The organism is Caballeronia sp. LZ062 (assembly GCF_031450785.1).
Classification (GTDB): domain Bacteria; phylum Pseudomonadota; class Gammaproteobacteria; order Burkholderiales; family Burkholderiaceae; genus Caballeronia.
The window spans coordinates 614,757-640,662 of record NZ_JARTWB010000003.1; the positions used below are offsets into that span (position 1 = coordinate 614,757).

The following is a 25,906-nucleotide window of genomic DNA, read 5'->3' on the forward strand; positions in this document are numbered from 1 at the left end:
GCGCGGTGTGATCGGCTTACTCGGGAATGATGCGCTCGCGCTTCAGACGGTCGAACAACGCGAAGAACGCATCGGGCGTGCTCTGGTAATCGAGGAAACCGGCCTTACGGCTCTTCGACATGTCCGTGAGCACTTCCATCGGCCGCCCCAGGTCCGCATCCGTGTGCCACCAGGAGACGAGCTTGTCTACCTCCGGCTCCGCGAGCGCATGCCGCGCCGCGATCTCGGTCCACGTCTTGCCCGCATGTTGCATGCGGCCTTCGAGCGGTCTCGTCTCACCATCGAAAGGGGCGGGCGCGATACCGAAGTAATCGGCGATGCGTTCCCACATCCACTTCCAGCGGAACACATCGCCATTGACGATGTTGAACGCCTCGTTGCGCGCCTCGGGCCACGTCGCTGCCCATTCCAGATGGCGCGCGAGCAGACGCGCATCCGTCATGTCCGTCAGGCCGTGCCATTGCGCCGCTGAACCGGGGAACAGGAACGGCTCGCCCGTCGCCTTGCACAGGCTCGCGTAGACAGCGAGCGTCACGCCCATGTTCATTGCATTGCCAACGGCGAAACCGATGATGCTGTGCGGCCTATGCACGCTCCATCCGAATCCGTACTGACGCGCCGCGTCGAAGAGCCGGTCTTCCTGCTCGTAGTAGAAATTGTCGACGGGTTGCCGACCCTGTTCCTCGCGAAAGGGCGTCGTCGGAACCGTGCCTTTCGCGTAGGCCTCGAATGGTCCGAGATAATGCTTGAGACCCGTCACGAGCGCGGCATGTTCGAGCGAGCCGGAAGGCCCCAGTGCCGCAAGCACGTTCGCGACCATGGCGCCGTTGACGCGAATGTTTTCTGCTTCGGTTGCCTGACGCGACCACGCGGTGAAGAAGACATGACTGAACTCGCGTCCGTTCAGTGCATTTGCTACCGACGATTCCGACGTGAGGTCGGCGACGATGGATTCGACACCGGCGGGTGCGGGTGTGCGGCCGCGCGAGATGCCGGTGATGCTCCAGTCACCGCGCGACTGAAGATGCTCGGCGAGATTGCGCCCGACGATGCCCGTCGCGCCGATAATGAGTGCTTGTCTGTTCATTGCAGCCCTGGATGGTCGATTGATCGATGCGCCAGTGTGACGGAATGCGATGAATTGTGCAGAGAGCCGGATGGGCATGGACTTAGCGCGCCCATGAGCGGCAAAACCGACTCAATGGCGTACGTTAGCGAGGTAATAACTACTGCCGTGACGGCCTGCGTACGCCAGGCCCCGCCGTGTCGCGCACAAGCAAAGTAGAATGCAGCACTCGAAATCAGCCGCACGCGCCAGGGTATTGCCACATGGATGTCAAGGGTCAAGGTCTCGTCGGTCCTGCCGGTTCAGGCAGCGGACACTTCGAGCGCATGATCGCCGGGGTCAGGGACTACGCGATCTATCTTCTTTCGCCGACCGGCCTCGTCAGAAGCTGGAACGTCGGCGCCGAGCGCATCAAGGGCTATGCACCCGAAGAGATCATTGGTCAGCACTTCTCACGGTTCTATACCGAAGAAGACCGCGCGACCGACTTGCCCGCCCGCGCGCTCGACATAGCGGTGCGCGAAGGCAAGTTCGAGTCGGAAGGCTGGCGCGTGCGCAAGGACGGTTCGCGCTTTTGGGCACACGTGGTGCTCGATTCGCTCTTCGACGATTCGGGCCAGCATGTCGGCTACGCAAAGATCACGCGGGACATCACCGCGCAGCATGAAGCCAAGCAGATCGCCGAGCGTCAGAAAGACCTGGCGCTCGACGTGCGCACGCGCGAATACCACGAGTTGCTGCGCCTCTTCGAGCAGGCGCCGGGCTTCGTGTGCTTCTTTCGGGGTCCGAAACATGCCTACCAGTTGCAGAACAGCGCGCATCACCGGTTGGCGGGGTTCAGGCCGATCATCGGCAAGCCGGTGAGAGAGGCGTTGCCCGAACTCGAAGGGCAGGGGTTCTTCGAACTGCTCGACGAAGTGTACGAAACCGGACGGCCATTCGTCGGACGTGCGGTGCCGTTGCGCGTCGATCCGCAGGCGGGCGGCGAAAGCGAAGTGCGTTTCATCGACTTCGTGTATCAGCCTATCGTCGATGACGACGGTGCGGTCGTCGGTGTCTTCTCGCAAGGCAACGACGTCACCGATCAGGTACATGCGCAAGAAGCCCTCAAGCGCAAACAAGACGAACTGGAACAGCTTATCGTCGAGCGCACCGAGGCGCTCGAGAACACCAGCAGGGCGCTCGAACTCGCAAAGGAACTGCACGTCGACAACGCGCGTCTGTTGCGGCTTTTCGAGCAGGCGCCGGGGTTCGTGTGTGTGTTGCGCACGCGCGAGCACGTTTTCGAGCTGGCGAACGCCGCGTATCGCAGACTGACCGGCGACCGCGATCTCATCGGGAAGCGCGTTCGGGACGCAATGCCCGAAGTGGTCGAACAAGGGTTTATCGACTTGCTCTCGCATGTATTCGATACGGGCGAGCCGTTCGTCGGCAAGGCGGTGCCGGTCATGATTCAGGCGGGAGACGGCGGTCCGCTGGAAACGCGCTTTCTCGACTTCGTCTATCAGCCGATCGCGGGCAACGACGGCGAAGTCGGCGGCATCTTCGTGCAGGGTCAGGATGTCACCGTGCAAAAGCTCGCGCAGGACGAAGTGGAGCGATATCAGACGAGCCTCGAAGCACTGGTGGAAGAGCGCACGCGCGAGCTCGAACAGACGCAGGCCGCGTTGCAGCGTTCGCAGAAGCTAGAGGCGATCGGCAAGCTGACCGGCGGCATCGCACACGACTTCAACAACATCCTCCAGGTGATCGGCGGCAATCTACAACTACTGAGCGCATCCGTTGCCGGCAACGAGACTGCGATCAAGCGAGTAGACACCGCAGCAAGCGCGGTCGAGCGCGGCGCGAAGTTGTCTTCACAACTGCTGGCTTTTGCACGGCGTCAGCCGTTGCAGCCGGTGGTCACGAACCTCGCGCCCGTCGTCGCGGGCATGGACGACATGCTGAGGCGCGCGCTCGGCGAGTCGGTCGTCATGGAAACCGTGCTCGCGGGCGGGCTGTGGAACGTGCAGGTCGATCCGCATCAGCTTGAAAACGTCGTGCTGAATCTCGCCATTAACGCGCGCGACGCGATGCCCGACGGCGGCAAGCTCACCATCGAGTTGAGCAATTCCATGCTGGACGACGACTACGTCGCACTCGATGCCGATCTCGAACCCGGCCAGTACGTGATGCTCGCTATCTCCGATACCGGCACCGGCATGACGCGGGAAGTGATGGAGCGCGCGTGCGATCCGTTCTTCACGACGAAGCCGGAAGGCGTCGGCACGGGTCTCGGGCTTTCGATGGCGTACGGCTTCGTGAAACAGAGCGGCGGGCACTTCAAGATCTACAGCGAAGTGGGGCACGGTACGACGATCAAGATCTACTTGCCGCGCTCGCTCGAAGCCGTGGTGCAGACGACGTCTTTCGCGGCGGCACCCGTCGTTGGCGGCACCGAGACGATCCTCGTCGTGGAAGACGATCTGGCCGTGCAGTCCACTGTCGTCGAGATGCTGCGCGAGCTGGGCTATCAGGTGCTCAAGGCCGACAATGCCGAAAGCGCGTTGGGCATTCTGCAAAGCGGCTTGTCCATCGACCTGTTGTTCACGGATGTCGTGATGCCCGGCAAGCTGCGTAGCCCCGAACTCGCGAGACGCGCGAAGGCGCTCTTGCCGAACATCGAAGTGCTGTTCACATCGGGGTATACGCAAAACGCCATCGTGCATGGCGGAAGGCTCGATGCAGGCGTGCAGTTGCTGACGAAACCGTATCGGCGCGAGCAGCTCGCGCGCAAGATCCGGCATATGTTGGCGAACCGGAAGCAGCTCGCGCTCGCGCGTTCGCATGTGCCAGTCGAGAGCGCGTCACCGGTCACGCGCTTGCCGCAGGGCTTCAGCGTGCTCGTCGTGGAAGATCACCCTGAGTTGCGTGGCATGGCGCTCGAACTCATTCGCGCGCTGGGGCATCGCGTCAAGGCAGTCGCGAGCGCGGAAGAGGCGCTGACGGCCTTCGCCGCGGACCATTTCGACATTCTCTTCACCGATGTTGGTTTGCCCGGCATGGACGGCGTGACTTTGTCGCGAAGGCTCGCCGCCGAGCGGCCCGGCTTGCGCGTCATCTATGCGACGGGCTACGGACAGACCATGGAAGACGACGCCGGCGCCATCGGCACCGTGCTTGCAAAGCCTTACACGCTCGCGAGTCTGAACGTGGTGCTCGCACAGTTCGCCGAGGCGGCGTCGAATGGCGGCATCGCGGGCGACAGCCGCGAGTAGGACGCAAGTAAGGACGCGCGCCGAGACTACCAGCGCGCCCCGAACGTCTGCCTGAGCTCGTCGATGCCGGCATCGTCGAGCGGCGCGGGGCGCGGCGTGGTCATGAGCCACAGGCGCGCAGTCTCTTCCAGTTCTTCGAGCGCATACGACGCGTGGGAGACGCTGCGCTCCCACACCACGGGTCCGAGCCGCTCCAGCAGCACCGCGCGCACGTCCGCCGCGCGCGCGGCGATCTCGGCGGCGGCTTGCGGGTCGCCGGGGCGGCGGTATCGCACGAGCGGTACGTGGCCGACCTTCATCACATAGTACGGCGTGATCGGCGGAAGGACGTCGTCGTCGCTCCACACGCCCGCGAGCGTCAGGGCGACGAGCGACGTCGAATGCGTATGCACGATGCCGCGTGTGCCCGCGCTGCCCTCGTAGATGCGCCGATGCAGCTCCAGCGTCTTCGATGGCCGCTCGCCGGACACGTGCCGCCCCTGCGAATCCACCTTGGCGATCTGCGCGGGATCGAGTCGGCCGAGACACGCGTCTGTCGGCGTGATGAGCCAGCCGTCTTCGCAGCGCGCGCTGATGTTCCCCGCCGTGCCTACGGTATAGCCGCGCGCATAGAGACTCTCGCCGACCGTGCAGATTTCCTCGCGCAGTTTCGCGTCGCTGTCCGGTCCGATGACGGCGCCGCTCATGCGCGTTCTCCTTCAATGTAGCGCAGCGCTTTGTCGAAGAAATCGCGTGCGCCGAAGTTTCCGGACTTCAGCGCGAGCGCAAGCGGCGTCTCACCGACACTGACGGTCACCGGCACGCCGGGATCGATGGGCGGCCCGATTTGCAGCATCTCGACGCCGAGCGCCTGCACCACCGCGCCCGACGTTTCGCCGCCCGCGACCACGAACTTGCGCAGGCCGCGCGCCTTCGCTTCGCGGGCGATGGCGGCGAGCGCATCCTCCACGAGCTTGCCCGCCGCAGCGCTCCCAAGTTCCTGCTGCACGGCCTTCACTTCGTCGGGCGTGGCCGTCGCGTAGACGAGCACGGGCTGCGGCGCGTGCGTGTCGATGAAGGCGAGCGCCTCGTCGACCACCGGCTCACCGCGCGAAAGCGCACGCGGATCGATGCGAAACGCGGGGCGCCTCGGGAGCCACTCCGCGACCTGCGCGTTCGTCGCCTTCGATGCGCTGCCCGCCAGCACGAGCGCCCCGCCTTCGACAGCGGGCAGGTCCGCGGCCTTGTCGTTCGGCTCGATCAGTCCAGCGCGCCGGAAGTTGTCGGGCAGGCCGATGGCGACGCCCGAGCCGCCTGTGATGAGCGGAAGTGCGGCGCAGGCCTCGCCGAGCGTGCGCAAGTCGGCGTCGGTGAGCGCGTCCGCAATCGCGAGACGCACGCCATCGGCACGCAGACGCGTGATGGCATCACGCACCGCATCGGCGCCCGCCGCGACGGTCTCGCTCGCGATCAGTCCGACCTTCGATGTCGATTGCCGCTGCAATACACGCACGAGGTTGGGATCGCGCATCGGCGTTAGCGGATGGTGCTCCATGCCCGACTCGTTCAGCAGCGCGTCGCCGACGAAGAGATGCCCGCGATAGACCGTCCGCTTGTTCTCCGGGAAAGCGGGGCAGGCTATCGTGAAGTCCGCGCCTTCCCCGGCGCCGAGCGCATCGAGCAGCGCCTCGGCGACGGGGCCGATGTTGCCGGCATCGGTCGAATCGAAGGTCGAACAGTATTTGAAGAAGAACTGGCGGCAGCCTTGAGCGCGTAGCCACTCGAGCGCGGCGAGCGATTGCGCGACCGCATCGGCCGCTTCGATAGTGCGCGATTTCAGCGCGACGACGACGGCGTCCGCGTCGAGCAGCGCGTCCGACGCAGGCACGCCGATAGTCTGGATCGTGCGCATGCCGCCGCGCACCAGCATACTGGCCAGGTCGGTTGCGCCGGTGAAGTCGTCGGCGATGCATCCCAGGACGGGACGCCGGGTTCGTGTGTGCATGTGCGACCTCCGTTGCGACGATTGTACGGGCGATCGGCGCTATGGGTCACGCTATGGGTCGCGCTTGTATCGCGCAATCGCTCGCAGCGGCAGTTCGTGCATGCAATGGTCGAGCGGCTACGGGAGCAGTCCCATGCCCGACCGTTGATCAGACGTTATCCGGCGATTCGTTGAAACACCGCTAACGCTTACGCCATCGGCCGCAGCGTTTCCCACTTGAGGTCGGTGAAACACGGCCCTTGCGTCGCTTCGCTGAATTTGACGTCGTTATGTTCGGCATTCCATTCCATGACGAGCACGTTCTCTTCGATATCGACGGTCAGATCCCAGCCGACGCAGCGCGCGAACGGTGCCTTCGCGTGCAATTCGATTGCCTTCTCGACGCACTTCGCGAACGCGGGCAAGGTCACGCCGTCGAACCTGACTTTCGAATCCGGATGCGCGTCCACGCGGGTCCAGTCGCTCAGATAGCCCGAGCTGAAGAGCCGCCCGGTCTGGAGATCCACGGGCACGCATACTTCACTGTCCGGGCGGATGTACGTGTCGGCGGAGCGGCCGAGGCGCAGGAAACAGGCGCGCAGCGAGATATTGCCGGCATCGTCGACGACCGTGGTCAGGCGCAGCGTCGCCACTGCTTTCGACGCGAACTGGTCGAACGCAGCGTGCTGCACGATAAAGCGTTGCAGCACGCCATTGCCGAGCTGGCTGATGCGCTCGGCGTCGAAATCCTTGCGGTCGATCAGGAACACGCCTTTGCCCTGCATCGAGTGATCGAGCTTGAAGGCGATTCTGTCTGTCGTGCTGAAAACAATGTTCGCGACTTGCGACTTGTGGATGGCGGTGTGATCGGCCGTATAGAAGATGCCGTTCACGTAGTAACCGAGGTCGGGGAACGCGTCGTCCTGAAAGAGCAGCCGAGACACGGGCTTGAGATGGGACATCTGCCCATAAAGTCCCTTCATCTTGGGGACGACGATCCACCCGTAGTAGTTGTCCGGAATCCAGCCTTCCTTGAACGTCCCGTTCAATGCGGTATAGACGTGCAGCCACGGCGCGTAGCAGGGGTCGCCAAGCACCTCGCGGGCGTAGGCGTCGGCCAGGCGCAGTTGTCTGGGGTTCGTCTTGCCCTGTCTGCTTTCGATGTTGCGGAGAATCTCGTTCGCTTCCCGCGCGTGCTTCCGATGGAATCGGTGACGCGACAGGTTCTTCCACGAGATCTTGACGAAGCTTTCGACGTAGGGTGCCGGCATATTGTGTTCTGCTCTCGTTGAGCATTGTTGGACTTTGTTGAGCATTAGAGCGTACCGGCCGTAACTGACGAAACCCTTAAGGAAGCGAATCGTGGCGCGAAACGGCTTAGTTTTGGCGGGCGTTTCGACGAAGCGGCGAGGCTTCTTTTCGGCATACCAATAGCCGCTTCATGCCTGTGATGACGATACGCAAGTGTCATGTCGGACGATTGCGCCGGTTGCAGCGCGCTGCAAACGAAGCCTTATTCGTCGTACCCAATGCGTCCGCAATGCGCGCTTACGTTTGCGCCCGCGAACTCAACGCGAAAGCGTATGCCAACCCTCACATCTTCACGAAGACATGATGGGCGATGGCCGCAGCCGGTCTAGACTCGGCAACACAACACGCACAGCGGCGCCATGCCATGCAGAGCGCGGCCCGACTGATGCGAGAGACCAAATAAACCACGTATCTCGGGGGTTGGGAATGAAGAGGACGACGCTCGTTGGCCTGTTCGATGCGCTCGCATCGGGCTTCATCTGGATGGTCGCAATGAGTACCTTGCCGATCGTGCTGGCGCGCGACTGGCTCGAACGCCGGTTGGCCGCTCACGGCAAGCGGGGCGCCGCGTCGAATGATCGTGATGTGGTCTTGCCCAGCGGAACCTGAGCACAGCACCGGATGACAGACGGACCCATGAAACAGGGTTCCGTCTGCGCATCGCTCATTCACGAGCCGCCTCAACCGCCTGCTTTGGTCACGCGCCACACGGCGTTGCCCGCGTCGTCGGCGATGATCAGCGCGCCGTCCTTGTCCTCGGTCAGACCGACCGGTGCGCCGCGCAGCTGCTTTTCGTCGTCCGAAACAAATCCGGTAACGACAGGCTTCGGCGCGCCGACAGGTTGACCGTCCTGGAACGCGACGTAAGTAACGGCATAGCCCGCGAGCGGCGAGCGGTCCCAGCTGCCATGCTCGCCGATGAACGCGCCGCCGCGATACTGCGCGGGCAGATTGTTACCCGTATAGAACAGCAGCCCGAGCGGTGCGACGTGCGACCCGATCGCGTAATCGGGCTTGATCGCCTTCTCGACGAGATCCGGCCTCTGCTGATGCACGCGCTCGTCCACGTGCTGTCCGTAATAGCTGTACGGCCAGCCGTAGAAAGCATGTTCCTTCACCGACGTCAGATAGTCCGGAACCAGATCGGCGCCGATCTCGTCGCGTTCGTTCGCAACCGCCCAGAGCTTGCCCGTCTTCGGTTCCCATTGCAGCCCGGTCGGGTTGCGGATGCCGGCGGCGAACACGCGGCTGCCGCCCGTCGCGATGTCCACTTCAAGCACGTCCGCGCGCCGGTATTCCACTTCCAGTCCGTTCTCGCCGACGTTGCTGTTCGACCCGACGCCCACATAGAGCTTCTTGCCGTCCGGACTCGCGAGCAGCGCCTTCGTCCAGTGATGATTGATCGTGCTCGGCAGATCGGTGAGTTCGACGCCCGTGCCGTCGATATGCGTCACGCCGGTCTTGTAGGGAAACGCGAGAATCGCGTCGGTATCGGCCACGAAGAGCGTATCGCCGATCAGCTGCATGCCGAACGGCGCATGCAGATGGTCGATCAAAACGTGCTTCTCCCATTCGCCGTTGCCGTTCGCGGGCTTGCGCAAGAGCGTGATGCGATTGCCGCCTTTCGCTTCCTTGCCCGAGCGCGTCTGCACCATGCCCGCGATCAGCTGCTTCGGCGTCGTAACCGGCTCTTCGTCCGGGCTGCTGGATTCCGCGACGAGAATGTCGCCGTTGGGCAGCGCATACACCTGACGCGGATGCTGAAGGCCCGACGCGATGCCTTCGATCTTCAGGCCGTCCGCGACCTTCGGCGTCTCGCCGTTTTTCCAGCCGACGTGTTTCGGCACCTGCATCGGCGGGGCGAAGAAGTTGCGCGCGTCCGGCAGCGGCGGATTCGCGCCCGCCTGTTGCTGCGAGCTATAGGACGCGTGCTCGTCGCACCCGCTCAGGCAGGCCGCAACGGCCATCGAAAGGACGCCTGTGCGCATGATGTTATTCACGAGCGGCCTCCGGCAGATTGAAGCGGTTGAACTTGTCGAAGGCCAGCATCACTTGCCCGGCGCTCAGGAGCAGCACCGTGACGACCGAGAGAATCACGTTAAGCGGAACCATTGCATAGGCATCGCGCGAATGGACGAAGGCGTTGAACACCGCCGCGATGATGCCGAGCAGGTTCAGCCAGAAGTCGGTGCGTTCGAGGCTCGTGACCGTGCCGCGCCCGCCGAACCAGACGTGGCCCAGATTGACGAAGCGCGGAATGATCGCGAAAAAGAGGCCGACCGTGACGAGCCACGCCGCGGCCTTCGCCCAGAAGATGACGGCCGTGTTCGTATAGATGATGTCGAAGATCAGCGTGCCGACGAAGAGGCCATACGGGATTGGATTAAGCCACTCGAAAAGCGCCGTGGCCAATCGCGAGCGGTAGCGCGGGCGAATCGGTTTCATGGACGTGCCTCATCATGGTTGAGGAAACAAGCCATGCGGCGACGCACGGCTCGTGCCCGCAATCGCCGCTTGAAACCGTTCGAATCGCCAAGAGCGTGCGTCCCTTTCGCGAAGATTCCATCTTCCCGACGCAACGCCGACGATTCGCTACGCAGCCCTTACTTACCGCTGCGGGCGAGGCAGCATGTCATGCGCTGAAGCCTCCGTCGATCATCAGGCTCGCGCCCGTCACGAACGACGCTTCCGGACCTGCGACATACGCCACCATGGCAGCGATCTCGTCGGCTCTGCCGTGGCGTGGGACGGCCATCAGTGCGTGCAGCGCGGCGCCGAATTCGCCTTGCTCCGGGTTCATGTCCGTGTCCACGGGTCCGGGCTGCACGTTGTTGACCGTGATGACCTTCGGGCCGAGATCCCGCGCGAGACCTTTCACGAGCCCTTGCAGTGCCGCCTTGCTCATCGCGTAAGCCGCGCCGCCTTCAAACGGCATGCGCTCCGCGTTCGTGCTGCCGATATTGACGATCCTCCCGCCAGCCGACATGTACGGCAGCACCGCCTTCGTCGCCACGAACACGGCGCGCACGTTCACGGCCACGGTCTTGTCGAAGTCTTCGAGCGAGAAGGCATCGATGGCGCCGAGATGCAGCACGCCCGCGTTATTGACGAGGATGTCGATCTTGCCCAAGCGGCGCGCCGCATCGTCGATCGCGCCTGTCAGTGCGTCGGCGTCGCCCGCATCCGACTGAATGGCGAGCGCTCGGCCACCGGTTTCCTCAATGTTCGCGACGAGCGCCGAAGCCTGCGCCGCCGATCCGCGATACGTGAAGGCCACTGCCGCGCCTTCGGCCGCGAGCCGGCTGACCACCGCCGCGCCGATACCACGCGCGCCGCCCGTGACGAAAGCAACTTTTCCGCTGAGAGTGTTTGCCATGATCTGCTCCTGCTGGGTGAGTGAAAGTGAGATCAGTATGGCGGTCCGATTCACTGCCCGGTAGCGCATAATTCGCGCAAGCACTTTCAACCGGCAGTATCGAATGGAGCTTGCCGTGGAATCGTTCAACTTTCTGGAATCGTTCGTCGTGACGGCGCAGACTGGCAGCTTTTCCGCGGCGGCTCGGCGGCTGGGATTGACGCCCGCTGGCGTCAGCAAGAACGTCGCGCGGCTGGAGCAGCAGCTCGGGCTGCGGCTCTTTCATCGGAGCACGCGCAGCCTGACATTGACGGACAGCGGCGAGAGCTTCTATCAGGAAGTGCATACGCCCTTCGACGCGCTGCGCGACGCCGTCTCGCACGCGGCCGAACAGAACGGCGCGCCGTCGGGCACGCTAAAGATAAGCGTGGGCGTCGGTTTCGGGCGCGAATATCTGGTGCCCATTCTGGGCGACTTCCTCGCGCGGTATCCGGCCATCGTCCCGGACGTGCACTTCGACAACCGGCCGGTCGATCTCATCGGCGAGGGCTACGACGCGGCCATCGGCGGCGGCATCGAGTTGAATGAAGGCGTCGTCGCGCGCGAACTGGCTCCCGCGCATGTGATCGTCGTGGCGTCGCCGGCCTACATGGCGGACAAGCCGATGCCCGCGCATCCGTCGGAACTCGAAGCGTTCGACGGCATCGCGCGCCGTTCGGTGTCGTCGGGACGCGTGTTCGCGTGGAAGCTGCAAAACGCGGTGGGCGAGCAGTGCGTCGTGCGGCACCGCACGCGCATGATCTTCGACGATCCCGAAGCCATGGCCGCCGCTGCCATGCAAGGGCTCGGCATCGCGCTGATACCCATGCCCCATGCCGCGCGCTGGCTCCAGCAAGGCAGCCTCATGCGCCTGTTGCCGGGCTGGTTCGCCTTGCTCGGCGCGATCACTCTGTACTATCCGAGCAAGAAGCTGCTGCCGCCGAAAACCCGCGTGTTCGTCGATTACGTGGTGGACGCGTTTCGCGCCGGACGGATCAACGCGCGCCTCGACTCGCGTTAGCCACGCTCAGCCACAGTCACTGGATCATGAACGTCTCGTATTCGAGCGAATCGAGCTTACGGTCCAGCCAGACGAGACTCACGAGCACTACCAACAGCAGCGATCCCGCGAAGCCGAATCCATACCAGCCGAGGTTCGCCGTGAGCGTCAGTCCCGTGAGCACGACGTTCGACACCACGAACAACGCGACGAGCGCGAGCACCACGCGCCGCTTGTCCAGATAGAAGAACACGTTGATCACGCCCATGAAGAGCACTTGCAGGCTCGCGGCGATCACGTCCACATAAAGCAGCGGCGAATAGAGCGTCGAAATGCGCAGCCAGCCGAGCAGCACCGCGCTGATCGCGAAGAGCAGCAGAGCGGCGGTCGACTGCACCTTGACGATCTCATAGAGTCCGTTGCGCAGCGCCTCGACCATTGCGTTGCGCATGCGCTCGATATGCTGCAACGACGCGCCTTCGCGCACCGCGCCATAGAACGCATCGTAGTATTCGACGAAGTCCGTCTCGATGCGCATCAGAAACACGGCCATGCCGGGGATAATCGCGAGGTAGGCAAGGAACACGGGAATGTCGTAGATGATCGACGCGCGCAGCGGCCCGATGACCGTCTGCCCCGTGCCCGGCGCGTACCAGAACATGTACTTGTCGACCCAGATGCCGAGGTTGTAGAGAAAGCCCGTCGCCATCAAGGTCGGATAGCGGTAGCGCCGCGAAAAGAAGTCATATGCGATGAAGCGGTCGCTCGTGTAATCGCGATAAATGAGCGTGAGCAGACCCGCGAGCAGCACCGTCTGCCCGAACACGAAGCCGCCGAGCAGACCCGTCAGCCCGAACACGTTCAGCGTGATCGCCGCGCCCGCTGTCAGCGTATAGCCGATGAAAAACACCCACAGAATGGACATGTACTGCTTCATGCCCGACAGAAAGATGGTGGCGAGCCAGATGTTGCTCATCACGACGAAGCCGGCGAGCATCAGGAGCCGATACGCCGCCGACTGATCGCGAAACAGGAAGATCACCGCGAGACCGCCGAGCAGCGTGGCCGCGACCGTGCAAACGAGCGCCGCGCCGTGATAATTCGGCAGCACCATGTCGGCGCGCTTTTCGAAGAGACGGTCGGACGTGAAGCGCGTGAAGCCGAGCTGCAGCGGCCCCGTCAGCACGAGCGACAACGAAATGAGATACGTCACCGATACCTGGAACTGCGTAATGAGTCCGGTTGGCAGCACGAACGGCAGGCTCAGAATACCGATCAGCAACATGCCGATGATCGACAGAATCCACGGTCCCGCGCTGATGAGTCCCGCGTAGGCATAGGCCTGCATCAGCCCGACGAGCGTGTCGCGCCGAAGCATCTTGCGCAGTTCGAAGCCGATTCCCGCCATGACGTTTAGTTATCCTTCATTGTTTGTGGGCGTATTGCCGCCGATCAGCCGCTCGTAAAGCACGCGATACGCGCCCACCATACGATCCTGCGTGTAGAAGCGTTCCACCCGCGCGATGCCCGCAGCCTGCGCGGCGTGCCAGTTGTTATCGTCGAGCAGATCGAGCGCGGCGTCCGCGAGCGCGCGCGGATCGGCAATCTGCACGACGCGGCCCGCCGCACCGAGCGCCGCGTCTTCGCCCGGCAGGCCGTAGATGAGTTGTCGGCAGGAGCCGACATCCGTCGTCACGGAAGGCACGCCCGCCGCGAAGCCTTCGAGCACCACGAGCGGCAACGCCTCGGAGATGGAACTGAGCACTAGTACGCCGCATTTCGGCAGTAGTTCCTCGATCTTCTGAAAGCCGAGAAACTTCACCTTGCCTTCCAGCCCGAGACTTTCGACGAGGCTGCGGCATTCCTTCGCGTATTCGACGTCCTCGTCTTCTGGTCCCGCGATCCACGCTTCGGCGAGCGGTTCCTTGCGCACGACCGTCAGCATCGCGCGAATAAAGGTCTTGATGTCCTTGATCGGCACCACGCGACCGATCAGGCAGAGCGTCTTCGGCACGCCGGGCGCGCGCTTTTCGCGCAGCGGCGCGAGTCGCGGCAGGTTCACGCCGTTCGGAATGCTCGCGGTCTTCTGCGCGGGCGCGCCGTCGGCCACTTGCCGCTGGCGGTTGCCTTCATAGAGCGCGATGATGTCGTCGGCCGCGTCGTAGCACACGCGCCCGAGCGTTTCGAAGAAGCGCACCCACAGATCGCGAAAGTAGCCGACTTGCGACACGTCGCGCTCGAAGATGCTGCGGTTATCGCGTATCCACTGGCTCTGGAACAGGTCGATCTTGCGTTCCTTCGTGTAGATGCCGTGCTCCGACACGAGCAGCGGCCGCCCCGTGCGGTAGTGCGCGAGCGCGCCTAAAAAGCCCGCATATCCGGTGGAAACCGTGTGATAGACGCCCGCATCCGGCAACGTTTCCGCGATGCGCGCGAGCAGCCAAAGCGGCTTGTGCATCACGCGCACGGTCCAGAAGTAATCGACGAAAGATGGGTCCGTGCAGCGTTCGCGGTACTGCTCCGTCACGTAATTCCATGCCTCTCGCGAGTAAAGAAATTCGCTCTCCGAAAGACGGCCGTCGGGCGAGAGGTCCTTCAGCATGTCGCGCAGCATGGAGCCTGCGGCTGCGCGCATCGCGGGATTGCGCATGGCTTCGTGCAACTCCGCGGACTGTGCGAACGCCGCGCGATCGCCGCGACGCTTCGCTACTTCGGGGTTCGCTGCGAAGTCGTACAGGAAGTGATTTTCCTGATGCACGACGTTCTCTGGCAACGCATACGAAGCCTTCGGATAGTCCTGCGGGCGGCTGCCGAGGAAACACAACGCGAAGCTCAGATCGGGGAACGCGCGGATCATCTGATTGACCCAGCTCGACACGCCGCCGCTCACGTACGGGAACGTGCCTTCGAGCAGCAGCACGACGTCGGCGCGCGACGCCTTGGGCAGCGTCGTCGTCAACGCGGGCCACGATGTTTGCGGAATATCGGCGATGTTCGCGTTCATCAGACGCCTTTGCGCAGCGTGGCGAGCGAGCCGCGCCAGTAATCGAGTACGGGTTTCATGACGGGCAGGACCGCGGACGGGCTCATCTGTCCGAGAAGCGTTTTGACGCGCGCGAAGTCGCCGCGCAGATACGCGGCCTCGGCAAGGTAAGGCAGCATGCGGTCGCGGGCGAAGCCGTGCTGAATCGCGCGTTCGAGCAGCGTGTCGGCGGCATCGAGGTCGCCGCGGTCGAGCGCGAGGCGTCCGCGCATGCGCCAGAGCGCGGCGTCCGCCGGTTCGATGTCGAGCGCGGCGGCGGCGTAGGCATCGGCCTGTTCGGCCGCGTTGCGATATACGTCGCCCTGCACGAGATGCGCGTAGATCAGCTCGCCATACAGCTCGGCGAGCGTCTTGTTGACCTGGTAACGCTCGCGCGGCGTGAGCGTCTTGGCGAGGCGCGGCCGCTCGGCGAGAATGCGCTGCGTGAGGCGCTTTTCCTGGCTGTCGAGCATGCCGTAGGCGAGCAGGCGAATATCGTCGAGCGGATCGGCGAGCATCCCGCGCAACAGCGGGCTGATGGTATGCGCGGGCATCGACTGCATGGCGAGCAGCGCCGTCATACGCAGCGACGTGGCGGCTTCCGCGTTCTGCAGCTCGGCTTTGAGGCGCGCGCCGCGTCCGTACGACACATGCGGAATCAGATGCGTCGCGAACTCCGGCTCTTCGATGTACGCGATGCCTTTCGCCGCCACGCGTCGCGGCAATGCCAGCGCCAGCACCATCGCGCCGACCGAGACGAGCGCGCCGCCGACCGGCACCGCGAAAACGAAGAGCCACAGATAGCAGTAGGCGCCCTTCGCGCGCGTCGAACGATAGCGCGCGGGCAGCGTGCGCCAGCAGGCGAATGCGATCAGCGTGGCGGCCACCGCCTGCGCGGCCAGGCACGTGAGCAGCACGCGCGTCGGCGGTCCCGCGCGCGAGGCGAGCACGAACATGCCGATCTGCGCGGCGACGCCGAGGAGCGCGGCCAGCCACGCCAGCCATGCCGTCGCGCGATGGATCGGGCGCTCACTCGTCGGCATGGCACAGCCTCAGGAACTGATGCAGCCGTTCGATAGGCGAATCGGCCGACAGACGCATCGAGTGCGTCGCGACGCCCGCCGATTCGAAGTCCGCGCCGAATTGCGCGCGCAGGTTTTCTTCGATACGCAGCAGATAGCCCGCCACCGCGCTTTCGCCGGAAAGCGGCATCAGCGTGAGCACGACGCGCTCTGTCGGCGTGACGATGGGCCATTGCGCATCGAGCGAGCGGCGCAGGCGCAGCACGTGTTCATGCAGCGAGACGCCCAGTTCGCTGGCATCGAAAACGAGCGCCACGAGCGACGATTCCACGCCGGTATCGCGCAAGAGACGCACGAGGCGCGCGTAGTCCAGCGCGAAGTCGTAGGGACAGCGCGGGAACGCCTGCAACACCGAACGGCTGATGTCCGCGTGACGCACGCTGTCCGCGTAGTAGCCGGCGAGCACGAGCAGGAACTGGAGGTTGTCGCGCGTCATCGCGAGAAACGGCATGCGCTCGACGACGAGCAGCGCGACGTGCCGCCCGCCCGCATCGAGCAGCGGCGCGACCGCGCGGTACCGCGTTTTTGCCTCCGCGCCCGTCGCTGCGTCCGACACCGCGCTCGATTCCGGATGCGTGAGCGCCAGCGTTTCGCGCGCCTCGGTGACGAGCGGATCGGCCGTATCGAGCGTGAACGGCTCGCCGACGCTCGCGACGGGCGTCGTCTGCACCGTGTTGCCGCTCCACGCGAAGAGGCTCGCGGTTTCGAGCTGGCACGCCTGCGCCGCCGTCTTCAGGAAGCGCGCGGCGCCGATGAGCGGGCCGTCGTCCTCGTCGTTGAGCGCGAGGGTGCGAAGGCGGGCGAGCGAATCGCGCAGCGTCGCCGGGCGCGCGAGCACGTCCTGTTCGAGCCGCTCATGCGACAGGCGCAGCAGGAACTGGTTCTTCGTGAGAATCGAGAGCCGTTCCGCGAGATAGTCGTTGGCGATGCGCGCCTGCCGCTGCCGGCCGATCCAGATATCGCCGAACTGCCCGCATAAGAGCGTCAGCACGAATCCGCCGAAGAAGAAGCTGCCGGGAAACGATGTATGCGCGGCATGCGTGTTCGGCGCGTACCAGGCGAGGAGCAGCAACAGCGCGCTCGCCATGCCCGCGAGCGTGCCGTAGCGCAGCGCGAAGACGACCGGCACGAGCCACACCCAGCCGAAGCCCGTGCGCAGGAGCAGCGGATCGGCGGGATCGACGAGCCACGCGATGCCCGTCATCACGAGGGTCGCGACGGCGGCTTCCATCGCGATGAACGCGGCGCGCCTGCCCGAGATGCCCGAAGGCGCGAACACGCGCGCCCACGGCATGTCGCGCGCGACGGACTGGCCGCTTTGCGCCTCGCGCTGCCGCCGGGGGCGGGCCGCGCCGCCGGCTTTGGCCGATGCCTGCGATTTGCCGTCCACGGTTCCCATCGCGTTACTTCGTCAGCGAGCCGAGCAGCTCTTTTTCCAGTTTCTGCGCCACGCCCGACAGCGCGTCGCGGCTCCATCCGGTGCGGCTGCCCGCCGCGCTCCAGACGACCTTGCCGCTCGCGACATCCACGACATCGAAGGTGAGGCCGACAGCCGGCTCGCCATCCACGCCGACCTTGTAGCGCCATTCCGTCACCGTGCCCGTCAGCGCGTAGCGGATATTCTGCGAGCGCGCCCACGCGAGCGCCTTCGTGTTGATGTCGGGCTTCGCGGTGTCGAAGAGCGTTTCCTCGTCGCCGCTGTCGGGATAGCGCGTGAGCGCCACGCCGCCCGATGCCACGAGACTCTGCGCGATGGCCGACGCACGCAAGCCCGCCTGCGGCGTTTCGGTGCGGTTGGTGATCGGCAGCACGGTCCAGCTCGCGTTTTTGTCGAGCGCCGCGCTCGCGGTGTCGCTGCGATCCACCACCGCGCACGCGTTCAGCGTGAGCGCGATGCACACGCTGCCGAAGAGGCCCGCCCATCGTTCGTATTGTCGTGTCGTTCTCATGTGTGCTCCGCTTGCTTCGTTTTTCGATGCCCGTGACGCTACCGCGGCTAATACAGCCAGCGATAGCGCACGCCGTACTCCGTGAAAGCCTGCGTGCGGCCGGACGTGACGCCGGCGTGCTCGTAGTACATGGTCGCCTGATCGTTGCCGAAGACGCTGCCCGCAAGTCCCACGCGCACCTGCGCCGTCCAGCCCGCGTTCGAATCGTGCATCGGCCCGGCGGCGAAGAAGGGCCGCCAGGCGCGCGTGTAGCCCTCTTCCAGATCGTCGCCGAACGAGAAGAGGAGGCCTTCCTGCGTGAAGGTCTGCGGCATGAACTGCTGCGCGGTGAGCGGCACGCCCCCAGGCAGGAGGCGCGCGAGCTGCCCGCCGGGATTGCCCGACGCGCTGTACTGCCCGTGCGTGAACACCGCGCGGACGGTGTAGTCCGGATACTCGGCGCGCAGCTTGTAGCCCGCGTTGAAATCCGCGACGGTGCCGGTGCCCAAAAACGACTTGTCCTGTCCGTAGAAGCGCGCGTATTCGACGCGGCCGCCGACGAACACATGCGTGTCCGGCCGGTAATTGACGCCCACGCTCGCCAGATGCTTCACGCCGCCGACGATCAACTGGCTCGTTTCGGTCGCCATCTGATTGAAGCCGAGCGCGTAGTTGAAGCTAAGGCTTTGCTGCTCGAAGAGCGTTCCGTCGAGGCGGAACGTGGTGAAGTCGTCGAGCGCGTTGCGCCGGCCGACTCGCACGCGCTCGGTGTCGTCGAGGCCGAGATGCCGCCACGCGATCGACAACTGGCGGTCGTGCCCCGGCACGTTCGGCAAAGACGCGGAGCCGTGCTGGTTGCGTTCGGCGTAGTCCAGCATGAGCGATTGCGTCGGCGACAGCCGCAAGCCCGCGCCGATGCCCGCCTCCGTGTACGACAACCCGCCTTGGTCCACCACGCGGAAACGCGGCGCGATGGCCTGCGCGTTGCGCAGCAACTGTTCGCGCAGTATCTGATTGACGATTTCGTCGTCGGGCAGGGCGAACTGCTGCTCGTAGGCGTGCGTTTGCACCTCGCCGAAGCGCCCGGTCGCGGCTTCGGCGTCGAGGCGGTTCTGGCGCGGAATCCAGTCGGCTTCCGTATCGAGCAAGCGGTTGAGCGTCGCCCGGTCGTGTTCCGCGAGCGCGATGGTCACTTCCGCATACACGGGACGCGTCGCGCTATCGATGTATTGGCGCAGCAGCCACAGGCTTTCGGCGTCGTAGGCGTCGTGCGATTGCAGCCAGCCGAGCGCCGCCTCGCGCGCCACGGCCGAATACACGCGCTGCCGCTTCTCTTCGCGATGCGCGACGTTTCGTATCGCTTCGTCGGTCGAGGCGAAGGGCGGCTGCACGGGTTCGTCGCCTGCATCGTCGCTTCGGTCGGCGCGCAGCAGTTCGATCAGCACTTCGCGCGATGCGTCGCCGCCCGCGAACTGGTCCGTGAGCCCGACCATGCGCGCGCGCAGGTCTTCGCGCTGCTCGTCGTCGAGACCGGACGGCAGCGCGCCCGCCGCACGCAACGTCATCTGCTTTCGCCACACGGCGTTGCGCACCCGCCAGGCTTCGTCGATGCGGCCGTTCAATTCCAGCGCGTCCGCGTAGCCCAGCGCCCAGAGCGGATCGTCGCGGCGGAAAGTGGCTTCCTTGTGCATCATGTGCAGCGCGCCCCGCGCGTCGCTCAAGCGCAGATACGCCGCCGCATACGGCGCCCACAGCGTGCTGTCGTGTTCGGCGTCGCGGCTGTAGCGGGCGAGGGCGGCACGCAGTTCGGCGTTGCTGCCGCGTTCGTTGAGCGCCCAGATGAGCGCGGCGCGCGCTTCGTCGTCGCCCGGAGAAAGGGCGGCGGCCGCGCGCGTGTCGGCGAGCGCGCCGTCCGGGTCGCCCGCGCGCCGCAGATGTTGCGCGCGCGCGAGCAAAAAGCGCGGCGACTGTTCGGCTGCGGCGAGGGAAGCCGGATCGAGCGAGGCGAGCATCGCGCGGATACGGCCGGTCGCCCGCGCGCGAAGATAGTCGTAGACGGCGAGTTCGAGCAGGCGCTCGTCGCCCGTCTTGCGATACGCGAATTCCGCCATACGGCCCGCTTCGAGCGGCTGATTGTCGTAGAGCGAGACCATCGCGGAGAGATCGTCGGGCGTCGCCACGCCCGCTTGCACGAGCTTGCCGTAGCCCGCGCGCGCCTTGCTTTCCTGCTGATCGACGGTTGCGAGCATCGCGTAGAAACGCCAGAAGTCGGCGTCGGATGCGGCCGCGCGGCTCTTCGCGGAATCGAGCACGGCGAGTGAGCGGTCGAAGCGCGTGCGCGTGTAGTACATCAGGCTCAGCTTGAGCGCGTAGGCGGGATCGGGACCGAACTCGCGCATCAGACGCTCGTACGTTTCGATGGCGAGGTCGTCGTCGCCCTTGCGTTCGGCGAGTCGCGCGTAGCGTTCCAGCACCGGCCGGCGATACGCACGGTCCGCACCGTTCGCGCGGGCTTGCAAGAAGCGCAGCGCGGCGTCCGGGTCGGCCTGCGCTTCGTAGGCGCTCACCACGCGGTCGAGCTGCTTCATGTCGCCCGGCGCGCGGTCCGATTCGTGGATGGCGGCGGCGAGCATCGCGTCGTTGTCGCCGAGCGCGGGCGCAAGGCGTTCGACCTGCTTCCAGTCGCGTTCGTCGTTGCGCGTGCGAGCGAGCGCGAGATAGCTGGCGAGCGCGACATCGGGCGCGTGGTTCCATTCGGCGACCTGAGCGAGCCGCTCGCGCCATTCGGTCGATGACGGATCGCGCGTCACCGCTTCCTGCGCGACGCGCTGCGCGCGCGCGAGATCCCCGTTGGCGAGAAAGACCTTGAAGCCGAGTTCGTAGTCCGACGCTTCGATGGGCGCCGACGGTTCCTGATCCGCGATGCGGCGGATCGCGAAGCCGTCGCGAGCGCGGAAGACTGCGTGCATGGGATGCGCGGTGCCGGTCATGCAGGTTCGCGTGCAGAGGAGCGGGGAGTGGGAAGGGGCGTTGGCGGAGGTCACTGCATGCATCGCGTCTCGCGGATTCAGCGCGTTGCTCACGCTTACCGGGCGCACCGCGCCTACGGCTTTAGTCGCGATCGGCATGTTCGCAACGTTCGCCGCGTTCGCAAGGCTTGCCGTTTTCGCCACGTTGGTCACTGCTACCGGGCTTACCGCGCCCACAACCTTCACCGCGCTCACGGCCTCCGCCGCGTTCCCCGCGCCCGGCACGTTAGAAATCTTCGTCGCGTTCGTCGCGTTCGCAACGCTCGCCCTTTTCGCCACGTTGGTCACCGGTACCGGGCTTATTGCGCCGATAACCTTCACTGCGCTCACGGCCTCCGCCGCGTTCGCCGCGCCCGGCACGTTAGCAGCCTTCGCCGGGTTCGCAACCTTCGTCGGGTTCGTCGGGTTCGCCGCGTTCGCGACGCTTGCCCTTTTCGCCAAGTTGGTGACCAATATCGGGCTTACCGCGCCGACGAGCTTCACTGCGCTCACGGCCTTCACCGCGTGCGCCGCGCCCAGGACGTTATTAATCTTCGCCGCGCTTGCAACGTTCGTTGCGTTCTCCGCCTTCGCAACGCTTGCCCTTCTCGCCACGTTGGTCACCGCTACCGGGCTTACCGCACCGACAAGCGTCACTGCGCTCACGGGCTGCACCGCGTTCCCCACGCTCGGCACATTAGAAATCTTCGTCGCGTTCGCAACGCTCGCCGTTTTCGCCACGTTGGTCACCGGTACCGGGCTTACGGCGCCGACAACCTTCACTGCGCTCACGGCCTCCAGCGCCTGCGCCGCGCCCGGCACGTTAGCAATATTGGTCGGGTTCGCCGCGGTGATCACGCTCGCCACGCTCATCCCGCTCCCCACGTCCTCCCGCTCCACCGCCTTCGCCGCGACACCGCCCGATGCCACCGCATCCCGCGCCCGGCTCCACGCCGCGAGCCTCGGCGCACCGTCGCGCCGCTCGCGCGACGACATGTCGAGCAGACGCCGCGCGTATCGGTCGGCGATATCCGGGCGGCCCGCCGCGAGCGCGAGCCGCGTCAGATAGCGCAGCGTCTCGCGGTCACGGGCAAGCGAGCCGACGTGCGCGTCGGCGGCGGCGAGGGCATCGGCGGAACGGTCGCCCGATTGCAACGCCTGCAACGCCGACAGGAAGAGCCGCCGCTCGTCGTCGCGCGTGGCGGCATGCGTCTGCGCCGCGAAGAACGCATCGGCGGCACCGGCATAGTCGCCCGCGGCGAGCTTGAGGCTCGCGGCCTGCCCGAGCCAGCGCGACGCCTGCGCCGGCTCCGTTTGTGCGAGCCGCTCGTAGTAACGGCCGGCGAGCGCGCTATCGTTCAACGCACGCGCCTTCGCCGCGAACGTTTCGAGTTGCGCCGCATCCCACGGCTTGTCGAGCGCGTCGGCGAGCAAGGCGTCGAGTTCCTCGAGCCTTGCCGCGCGCGCCGGATCGCCGGGCTTCAGCGCATACGCCTGCATTTCGGCGAGGCCGATGCGCGTGCGCAACGCGCTGAGTTGCGCTTGCGGATCGGGCGAAACGGACAGGCGCGCGAGCATCTTCTGTGCATCCGCGATGCGCTGCGCCTTCAGATACTCCTGGGTCAGCTCGGTCAGCACTTCGGCGTTGTTCGGCTCGATGCGCAGCCACGCTTCGAGATAGGCGACGGTCAGCGTATCCACCTGACTGCCTTCGAGCAGCCGCTCTTCGAGCCGCTCGCGCGGATACGCGAGCACGAGCATGAGCGCGACCAGCAGCCCGAAAGCCGCGACGACGAAGGGCGAGAAGAGCCGCTGGCGCTCAGGTTGCGCAGACGACATCGACATGGACGGCATTCGTTGCGTGAGCGGGACCGGACGGCGAGTAGACGCGCCGCCCCTGCGCCGTGCCGGGCGCGAGCGGGCGGCCGTCCGCTTTCACGATGCAGGCGTTCCCGCGCGCCTCGCCGCCGATGGCGAAGTGCGGCGCGACGTGCGACGCGAGATCGAAGGAGAAGCCCTGCGGCGTGCGCGCGAAGTGATCGACGACGCCGTTGGCCTCCGCGAGATACGGCAGCTTCGCGGCCCCTGCGGCATCCACCACGCGAAAGCGTGCATCGGAGCCTGTGAGATGGACATACACGCCGCCCGGTCCCGCCAGATAGCCCGCCACGCCTTTGGCGCTCGCGAGATCGGGCGCGCGTCCTTCTGGCAGCCGCACGGTGCGCAGCGCGCCGCTGCCGTGAATGCGCCAAAATTCGCCGTCGCGCGACACCTCCATGCGTTGAAAATCCAGCACCTTCTGCGCGTATTCGGACGCGTAGACGGGCATCAGCGGCTGCGCTGACAGCGTGCGATACACGTCCGACAGCGCCTTCACCGACGCGTACTTGGTCCCCGAAAACATGTGGTAGTAGACATCGACTGGTTTGAAGCGGATGGGATGCTCGGTCATCTCGAACGTCTCCAGCACGCGCTCGTAACCGTAGTACGGCCCTTGCCACAGCGCGGTGTACGGCTCCTCGTTCTGGTTCGGTGCGAACACCTGAAAGAAGCCGTTCTTGTTCACGCCGAGCGGCGCGATCGCGGCCCAGCTCGGATAGCGTTTCGTGATGAGCGTATCGCCGCCGTTCATGTTGTACACGCCCGCCTTGTCCGCCGCCTCGATGACCGGCGCGGGCACCTGACAGTCGCCGCTCCAGAGCAGCACTTTGACGCGCTTGCCGGCGGGCGCGAGGCGGTCGATATAGCGGATCGAGCCTTCGATCTCCCGGTCGGTGTCGTACCGGTAGCCGGGAATGTCGATGGACAGGCCGTTATAGTTCGCACGGCTGCCGCCTTCGGCGGTGTCGGTGTCGCTGGCCGCTCTGCCGAGACCCGTCACGCGCATCCACTGCAACGGATGCGTGTACGTGTGGCTCGCCATTTCGACGTTCGGCAGCGCGAACATTTCCCGCGCAATGGCGCGCAGGCGCGGCGCTTCCTGCGGGTACGGGCCGTCGTCGGAGATTTCGCCTTCGATGACGGAGACGGTCGTCGGCAGACCGAATTCGCGGATCACGCGGTAGAGCGCATCGCCCGAATATTGCGGCGGGGCGGACGTCGCCACCTTCATCGGCCCGCCGTCCACGTTGAACTCGGCGCGCGAGGCAAGGCCGTCGCCGTCGATATGCGTCAATAAAAGACGCCGGCCGTTTTCGGTCGTGGGATCGGGCGCGGGCAGGTCCTCCGGCAGACGCAGCGCCGCGCGAAAGAAGCGTATCGGTTGCAGCACCCAGCGTGCTTCGTTGACCATCGGCATGTCGAAGACGGCGAAGGGGCGCATCGCGTAGCCGCCCCACGGCGTGATCGCGGCGGCGTCGATGGCGAAGTCGTTGCCCGCATCCGCCGACGCGAGCCGCAGCAGCGAACGGCTATGCGGGCCGGCGCGCAGATTCGTCGTGTCGCGGGGATCGGGCTGCGGCTTCATCTCGAAGCTCATCATCGAGCTATCCATCGACTCGACGCGCAAACGATTGCCCGGCCGCCCCGCGACTGGCACGAGATCGAGCTTTTGCGCGAGTTCGCCGCCGACGTCCATGCCGAAGGTCGTCAGCATCGCGACGGGAACGTGGTGATCGACCTGTGCTTCGAGCCAGTCGTGGAACGCCGCGCGATCGGGCGCGGGCGAATCGAGCCACATGACGATGCCCGCGTACCGGCCTGACAAGTCGCCTTCAGGGAGCGGTTTGGCGATGTCCGCGAACTCGACGCGGTAGCCGAGCCAGTTGAGCGGCATGGAGACGTAGCGCACGCCCGGGGTCACGTTCAGGCTGACGCCGGGCGGCACGTTCTGCACGACGAGGATGGTTCGCGGCACACCGCCTCGCGCAGCGGTATCGGCAGGAGCGAGCGGCGACGCCGCAGCAGGCGCGGGCGCGGGCGCTTCGCGCATGGCCGCCGTGACTGCCGGGCCGGTTCCGACGGTCTGCAACGCGCCGTCGGTCACGTACGGGATGATTCCTTGCGCGCTGATTCTGCGGACCGCGTCGCTCGCGCAGGCTCGGTCCGCCGGCGCACAGTAGTCGATGGACAACACCGGCAGGCCGTATCGCTCGCGCAGCGTCCGGGTTTGCGCGAGCAGCCATTCGCGTTCTGCCTGCGGCACGGCCACGTAGCGCCGCCTCGCCTGATCCCAGCCGCGATACAGCGATTCGAACGCGACCGCATACGCCAGATCGTGCAACTCGGGCAGCAGCTCGAAGCCGCGGTTGAAAACGAGCCGCGCGTCGGGATACCGCGCCTTCACCGCACGAATGACCGCGACGAGTCCCGCCTGTTGGCGCGCCACGTCTTCATCGGTGGCGGCGATCGACTGGTACGAATCGAGCGTGTCGAGAAAGAAGCCGCGATACCCCGTCTCCCACAACGGCGCGATGACGTGCTCCACGAAGAACTGAGGCCATCCGGGCGCGGACTCGTCGATCACGCGGGAGCCCCATGTCGTATTGGTGCCCTTGAGCCACGCAGACGGCATGTCGTTGAAGTAGGCACGCGAAGGCGTCACTTCGCCGACGCTCACGTACGCAAGCCATTTCGACGGGCCGGAAGCCGGTGCGTGCGCGGCGGGATCGAAGCCGCTGTCCGGTTCGACGACGACGCTGTCGAACGATGCGAGCTGGCCGACCGGCACGGGCGCGCCGTAGAAGAGCGCGATGGACGGCTGTGGCTGCGGTCCGGACGCAAGCGGGGGCGCGGTGTCGTCGGCGCGCGCGCTGGCGAGCGTGAGCGAAGCGGCGAAGAGTGCCGCGGTCTTGCGCAAGACGCCGCTCATCGAGTCGGCGCTGCGCTCGCGCATGATGCGGGGAAGACGCCGGTCCGGCGGGCGGCTTTGTGTCC

17 protein-coding genes are annotated in these 25,906 nt (G+C 65.5%); 3 read left to right on the plus strand and 14 right to left on the minus strand.

What is annotated here, in order from left to right:
- Window positions 1-16: 16 nt before the first annotated feature.
- The gene (locus tag P9239_RS22915) at window positions 17-1,087 is read right to left on the minus strand and encodes an SDR family oxidoreductase (RefSeq protein ID WP_309755279.1); all 1,071 of its coding nucleotides are present in this window, start codon (window positions 1,085-1,087) and stop codon (window positions 17-19) included.
- A 242-nt stretch (window positions 1,088-1,329) separates the two neighbouring features.
- Between P9239_RS22915 and P9239_RS22920 the strand changes: the two genes are divergently transcribed.
- Window positions 1,330-4,323 carry a response regulator gene (locus P9239_RS22920; protein ID WP_309755281.1) on the plus strand — a complete coding sequence of 998 codons (2,994 nt, stop codon included), beginning with the start codon at window positions 1,330-1,332 and terminating at the stop codon, window positions 4,321-4,323.
- A 26-nt stretch (window positions 4,324-4,349) separates the two neighbouring features.
- Here the strand turns inward: P9239_RS22920 and P9239_RS22925 are convergent, their stop codons facing one another.
- The 3 genes from P9239_RS22925 to P9239_RS22935 all read right to left on the minus strand — a co-directional run bounded on the left by P9239_RS22925 (window position 4,350) and on the right by P9239_RS22935 (window position 7,557).
- Window positions 4,350-5,009 (minus strand): aldolase, encoded by a 660-nt coding sequence (locus tag P9239_RS22925; protein ID WP_309755284.1) that lies wholly within the window; start codon window positions 5,007-5,009, stop codon window positions 4,350-4,352.
- Window positions 5,006-6,307, minus strand: a complete 1,302-nt coding sequence (gene otnK / locus P9239_RS22930; RefSeq protein WP_309755286.1) for a 3-oxo-tetronate kinase — start codon at window positions 6,305-6,307, stop codon at window positions 5,006-5,008. Before otnK ends, P9239_RS22925 begins: the two co-directional genes overlap by 4 nt.
- A 188-nt stretch (window positions 6,308-6,495) precedes the next feature.
- On the minus strand, window positions 6,496-7,557 hold the full coding sequence (locus P9239_RS22935) for a sugar-transfer associated ATP-grasp domain-containing protein (protein WP_309755288.1): 1,062 nt from the start codon (window positions 7,555-7,557) through the stop codon (window positions 6,496-6,498).
- A 466-nt stretch (window positions 7,558-8,023) separates the two neighbouring features.
- Here P9239_RS22935 and P9239_RS22940 point away from each other — a divergent pair, with 466 nt between their 5' ends.
- Entirely contained in the window at window positions 8,024-8,206 is a 183-nt protein-coding gene (locus P9239_RS22940; RefSeq protein ID WP_309755290.1) for a hypothetical protein, read from the plus strand.
- Window positions 8,207-8,277: 71 nt separating this feature from the next.
- On the opposite strand, the gene P9239_RS22945 is transcribed toward P9239_RS22940, so the two are convergent.
- The 3 genes from P9239_RS22945 to P9239_RS22955 all read right to left on the minus strand — a co-directional run bounded on the left by P9239_RS22945 (window position 8,278) and on the right by P9239_RS22955 (window position 10,973).
- Entirely contained in the window at window positions 8,278-9,585 is a 1,308-nt protein-coding gene (locus P9239_RS22945) for a sorbosone dehydrogenase family protein (protein ID WP_309755574.1), read from the minus strand.
- A gap of 4 nt (window positions 9,586-9,589) precedes the next feature.
- Entirely contained in the window at window positions 9,590-10,042 is a 453-nt protein-coding gene (locus P9239_RS22950; protein WP_309755293.1) for a DUF2231 domain-containing protein, read from the minus strand.
- Window positions 10,043-10,229: 187 nt separating this feature from the next.
- Entirely contained in the window at window positions 10,230-10,973 is a 744-nt protein-coding gene (locus P9239_RS22955) for an SDR family oxidoreductase (protein WP_309755296.1), read from the minus strand.
- A 115-nt stretch (window positions 10,974-11,088) separates the two neighbouring features.
- Between P9239_RS22955 and P9239_RS22960 the strand changes: the two genes are divergently transcribed.
- On the plus strand, window positions 11,089-12,012 hold the full coding sequence (locus P9239_RS22960) for a LysR family transcriptional regulator (RefSeq protein ID WP_309755299.1): 924 nt from the start codon (window positions 11,089-11,091) through the stop codon (window positions 12,010-12,012).
- Window positions 12,013-12,028: 16 nt separating this feature from the next.
- On the opposite strand, the gene pelG is transcribed toward P9239_RS22960, so the two are convergent.
- The 7 genes from pelG to P9239_RS22995 form a co-directional block, all read right to left on the minus strand.
- The gene (gene pelG, locus P9239_RS22965) at window positions 12,029-13,399 is read right to left on the minus strand and encodes an exopolysaccharide Pel transporter PelG (protein WP_309755302.1); all 1,371 of its coding nucleotides are present in this window, start codon (window positions 13,397-13,399) and stop codon (window positions 12,029-12,031) included.
- Window positions 13,400-13,408: 9 nt separating this feature from the next.
- Window positions 13,409-14,995, minus strand: coding sequence for a GT4 family glycosyltransferase PelF (pelF, locus tag P9239_RS22970; RefSeq protein ID WP_309755304.1), 1,587 nt, complete (start codon window positions 14,993-14,995; stop codon window positions 13,409-13,411).
- Window positions 14,995-15,969, minus strand: a complete 975-nt coding sequence (locus P9239_RS22975) for a lipopolysaccharide N-acetylglucosaminyl transferase (RefSeq protein ID WP_404980130.1) — start codon at window positions 15,967-15,969, stop codon at window positions 14,995-14,997. The genes pelF and P9239_RS22975 overlap by 1 nt, the downstream gene beginning before the upstream one ends.
- A 73-nt stretch (window positions 15,970-16,042) precedes the next feature.
- Window positions 16,043-17,494: a PelD GGDEF domain-containing protein gene (locus tag P9239_RS22980; protein WP_309755311.1), complete on the minus strand. Its 1,452-nt coding sequence runs from the start codon at window positions 17,492-17,494 to the stop codon at window positions 16,043-16,045.
- 4 nt (window positions 17,495-17,498) lie between these two features.
- The gene (locus tag P9239_RS22985) at window positions 17,499-18,044 is read right to left on the minus strand and encodes a penicillin-binding protein activator LpoB (protein ID WP_309755314.1); all 546 of its coding nucleotides are present in this window, start codon (window positions 18,042-18,044) and stop codon (window positions 17,499-17,501) included.
- A 47-nt stretch (window positions 18,045-18,091) separates the two neighbouring features.
- Window positions 18,092-22,876 carry a tetratricopeptide repeat protein gene (locus P9239_RS22990; RefSeq protein WP_309755317.1) on the minus strand — a complete coding sequence of 1,595 codons (4,785 nt, stop codon included), beginning with the start codon at window positions 22,874-22,876 and terminating at the stop codon, window positions 18,092-18,094.
- Entirely contained in the window at window positions 22,851-25,841 is a 2,991-nt protein-coding gene (locus tag P9239_RS22995; RefSeq protein WP_309755319.1) for a bifunctional glycoside hydrolase 114/ polysaccharide deacetylase family protein, read from the minus strand. Before P9239_RS22995 ends, P9239_RS22990 begins: the two co-directional genes overlap by 26 nt.
- Window positions 25,842-25,906 lie beyond the last annotated feature (65 nt).

Coding starts and splice junctions, on each gene's coding strand:
- P9239_RS22915 (WP_309755279.1), bottom strand. CDS start 1,087: ATGAACAGACAAGCACTCATTATCGGCGCGACGGGCATCGTCGGGCGC.
- P9239_RS22920 (WP_309755281.1), top strand. CDS start 1,330: ATGGATGTCAAGGGTCAAGGTCTCGTCGGTCCTGCCGGTTCAGGCAGC.
- P9239_RS22925 (WP_309755284.1), bottom strand. CDS start 5,009: ATGAGCGGCGCCGTCATCGGACCGGACAGCGACGCGAAACTGCGCGAG.
- otnK (WP_309755286.1), bottom strand. CDS start 6,307: ATGCACACACGAACCCGGCGTCCCGTCCTGGGATGCATCGCCGACGAC.
- P9239_RS22935 (WP_309755288.1), bottom strand. CDS start 7,557: ATGCCGGCACCCTACGTCGAAAGCTTCGTCAAGATCTCGTGGAAGAAC.
- P9239_RS22940 (WP_309755290.1), top strand. CDS start 8,024: ATGAAGAGGACGACGCTCGTTGGCCTGTTCGATGCGCTCGCATCGGGC.
- P9239_RS22945 (WP_309755574.1), bottom strand. CDS start 9,585: ATGCGCACAGGCGTCCTTTCGATGGCCGTTGCGGCCTGCCTGAGCGGG.
- P9239_RS22950 (WP_309755293.1), bottom strand. CDS start 10,042: ATGAAACCGATTCGCCCGCGCTACCGCTCGCGATTGGCCACGGCGCTT.
- P9239_RS22955 (WP_309755296.1), bottom strand. CDS start 10,973: ATGGCAAACACTCTCAGCGGAAAAGTTGCTTTCGTCACGGGCGGCGCG.
- pelG (WP_309755302.1), bottom strand. CDS start 13,399: ATGGCGGGAATCGGCTTCGAACTGCGCAAGATGCTTCGGCGCGACACG.
- pelF (WP_309755304.1), bottom strand. CDS start 14,995: ATGAACGCGAACATCGCCGATATTCCGCAAACATCGTGGCCCGCGTTG.
- P9239_RS22975 (WP_404980130.1), bottom strand. CDS start 15,969: ATGTTCGTGCTCGCCTCGCGCGCGGGACCGCCGACGCGCGTGCTGCTC.
- P9239_RS22980 (WP_309755311.1), bottom strand. CDS start 17,494: ATGGGAACCGTGGACGGCAAATCGCAGGCATCGGCCAAAGCCGGCGGC.
- P9239_RS22985 (WP_309755314.1), bottom strand. CDS start 18,044: ATGAGAACGACACGACAATACGAACGATGGGCGGGCCTCTTCGGCAGC.
- P9239_RS22990 (WP_309755317.1), bottom strand. CDS start 22,876: ATGTCGATGTCGTCTGCGCAACCTGAGCGCCAGCGGCTCTTCTCGCCC.
- P9239_RS22995 (WP_309755319.1), bottom strand. CDS start 25,841: ATGAGCGGCGTCTTGCGCAAGACCGCGGCACTCTTCGCCGCTTCGCTC.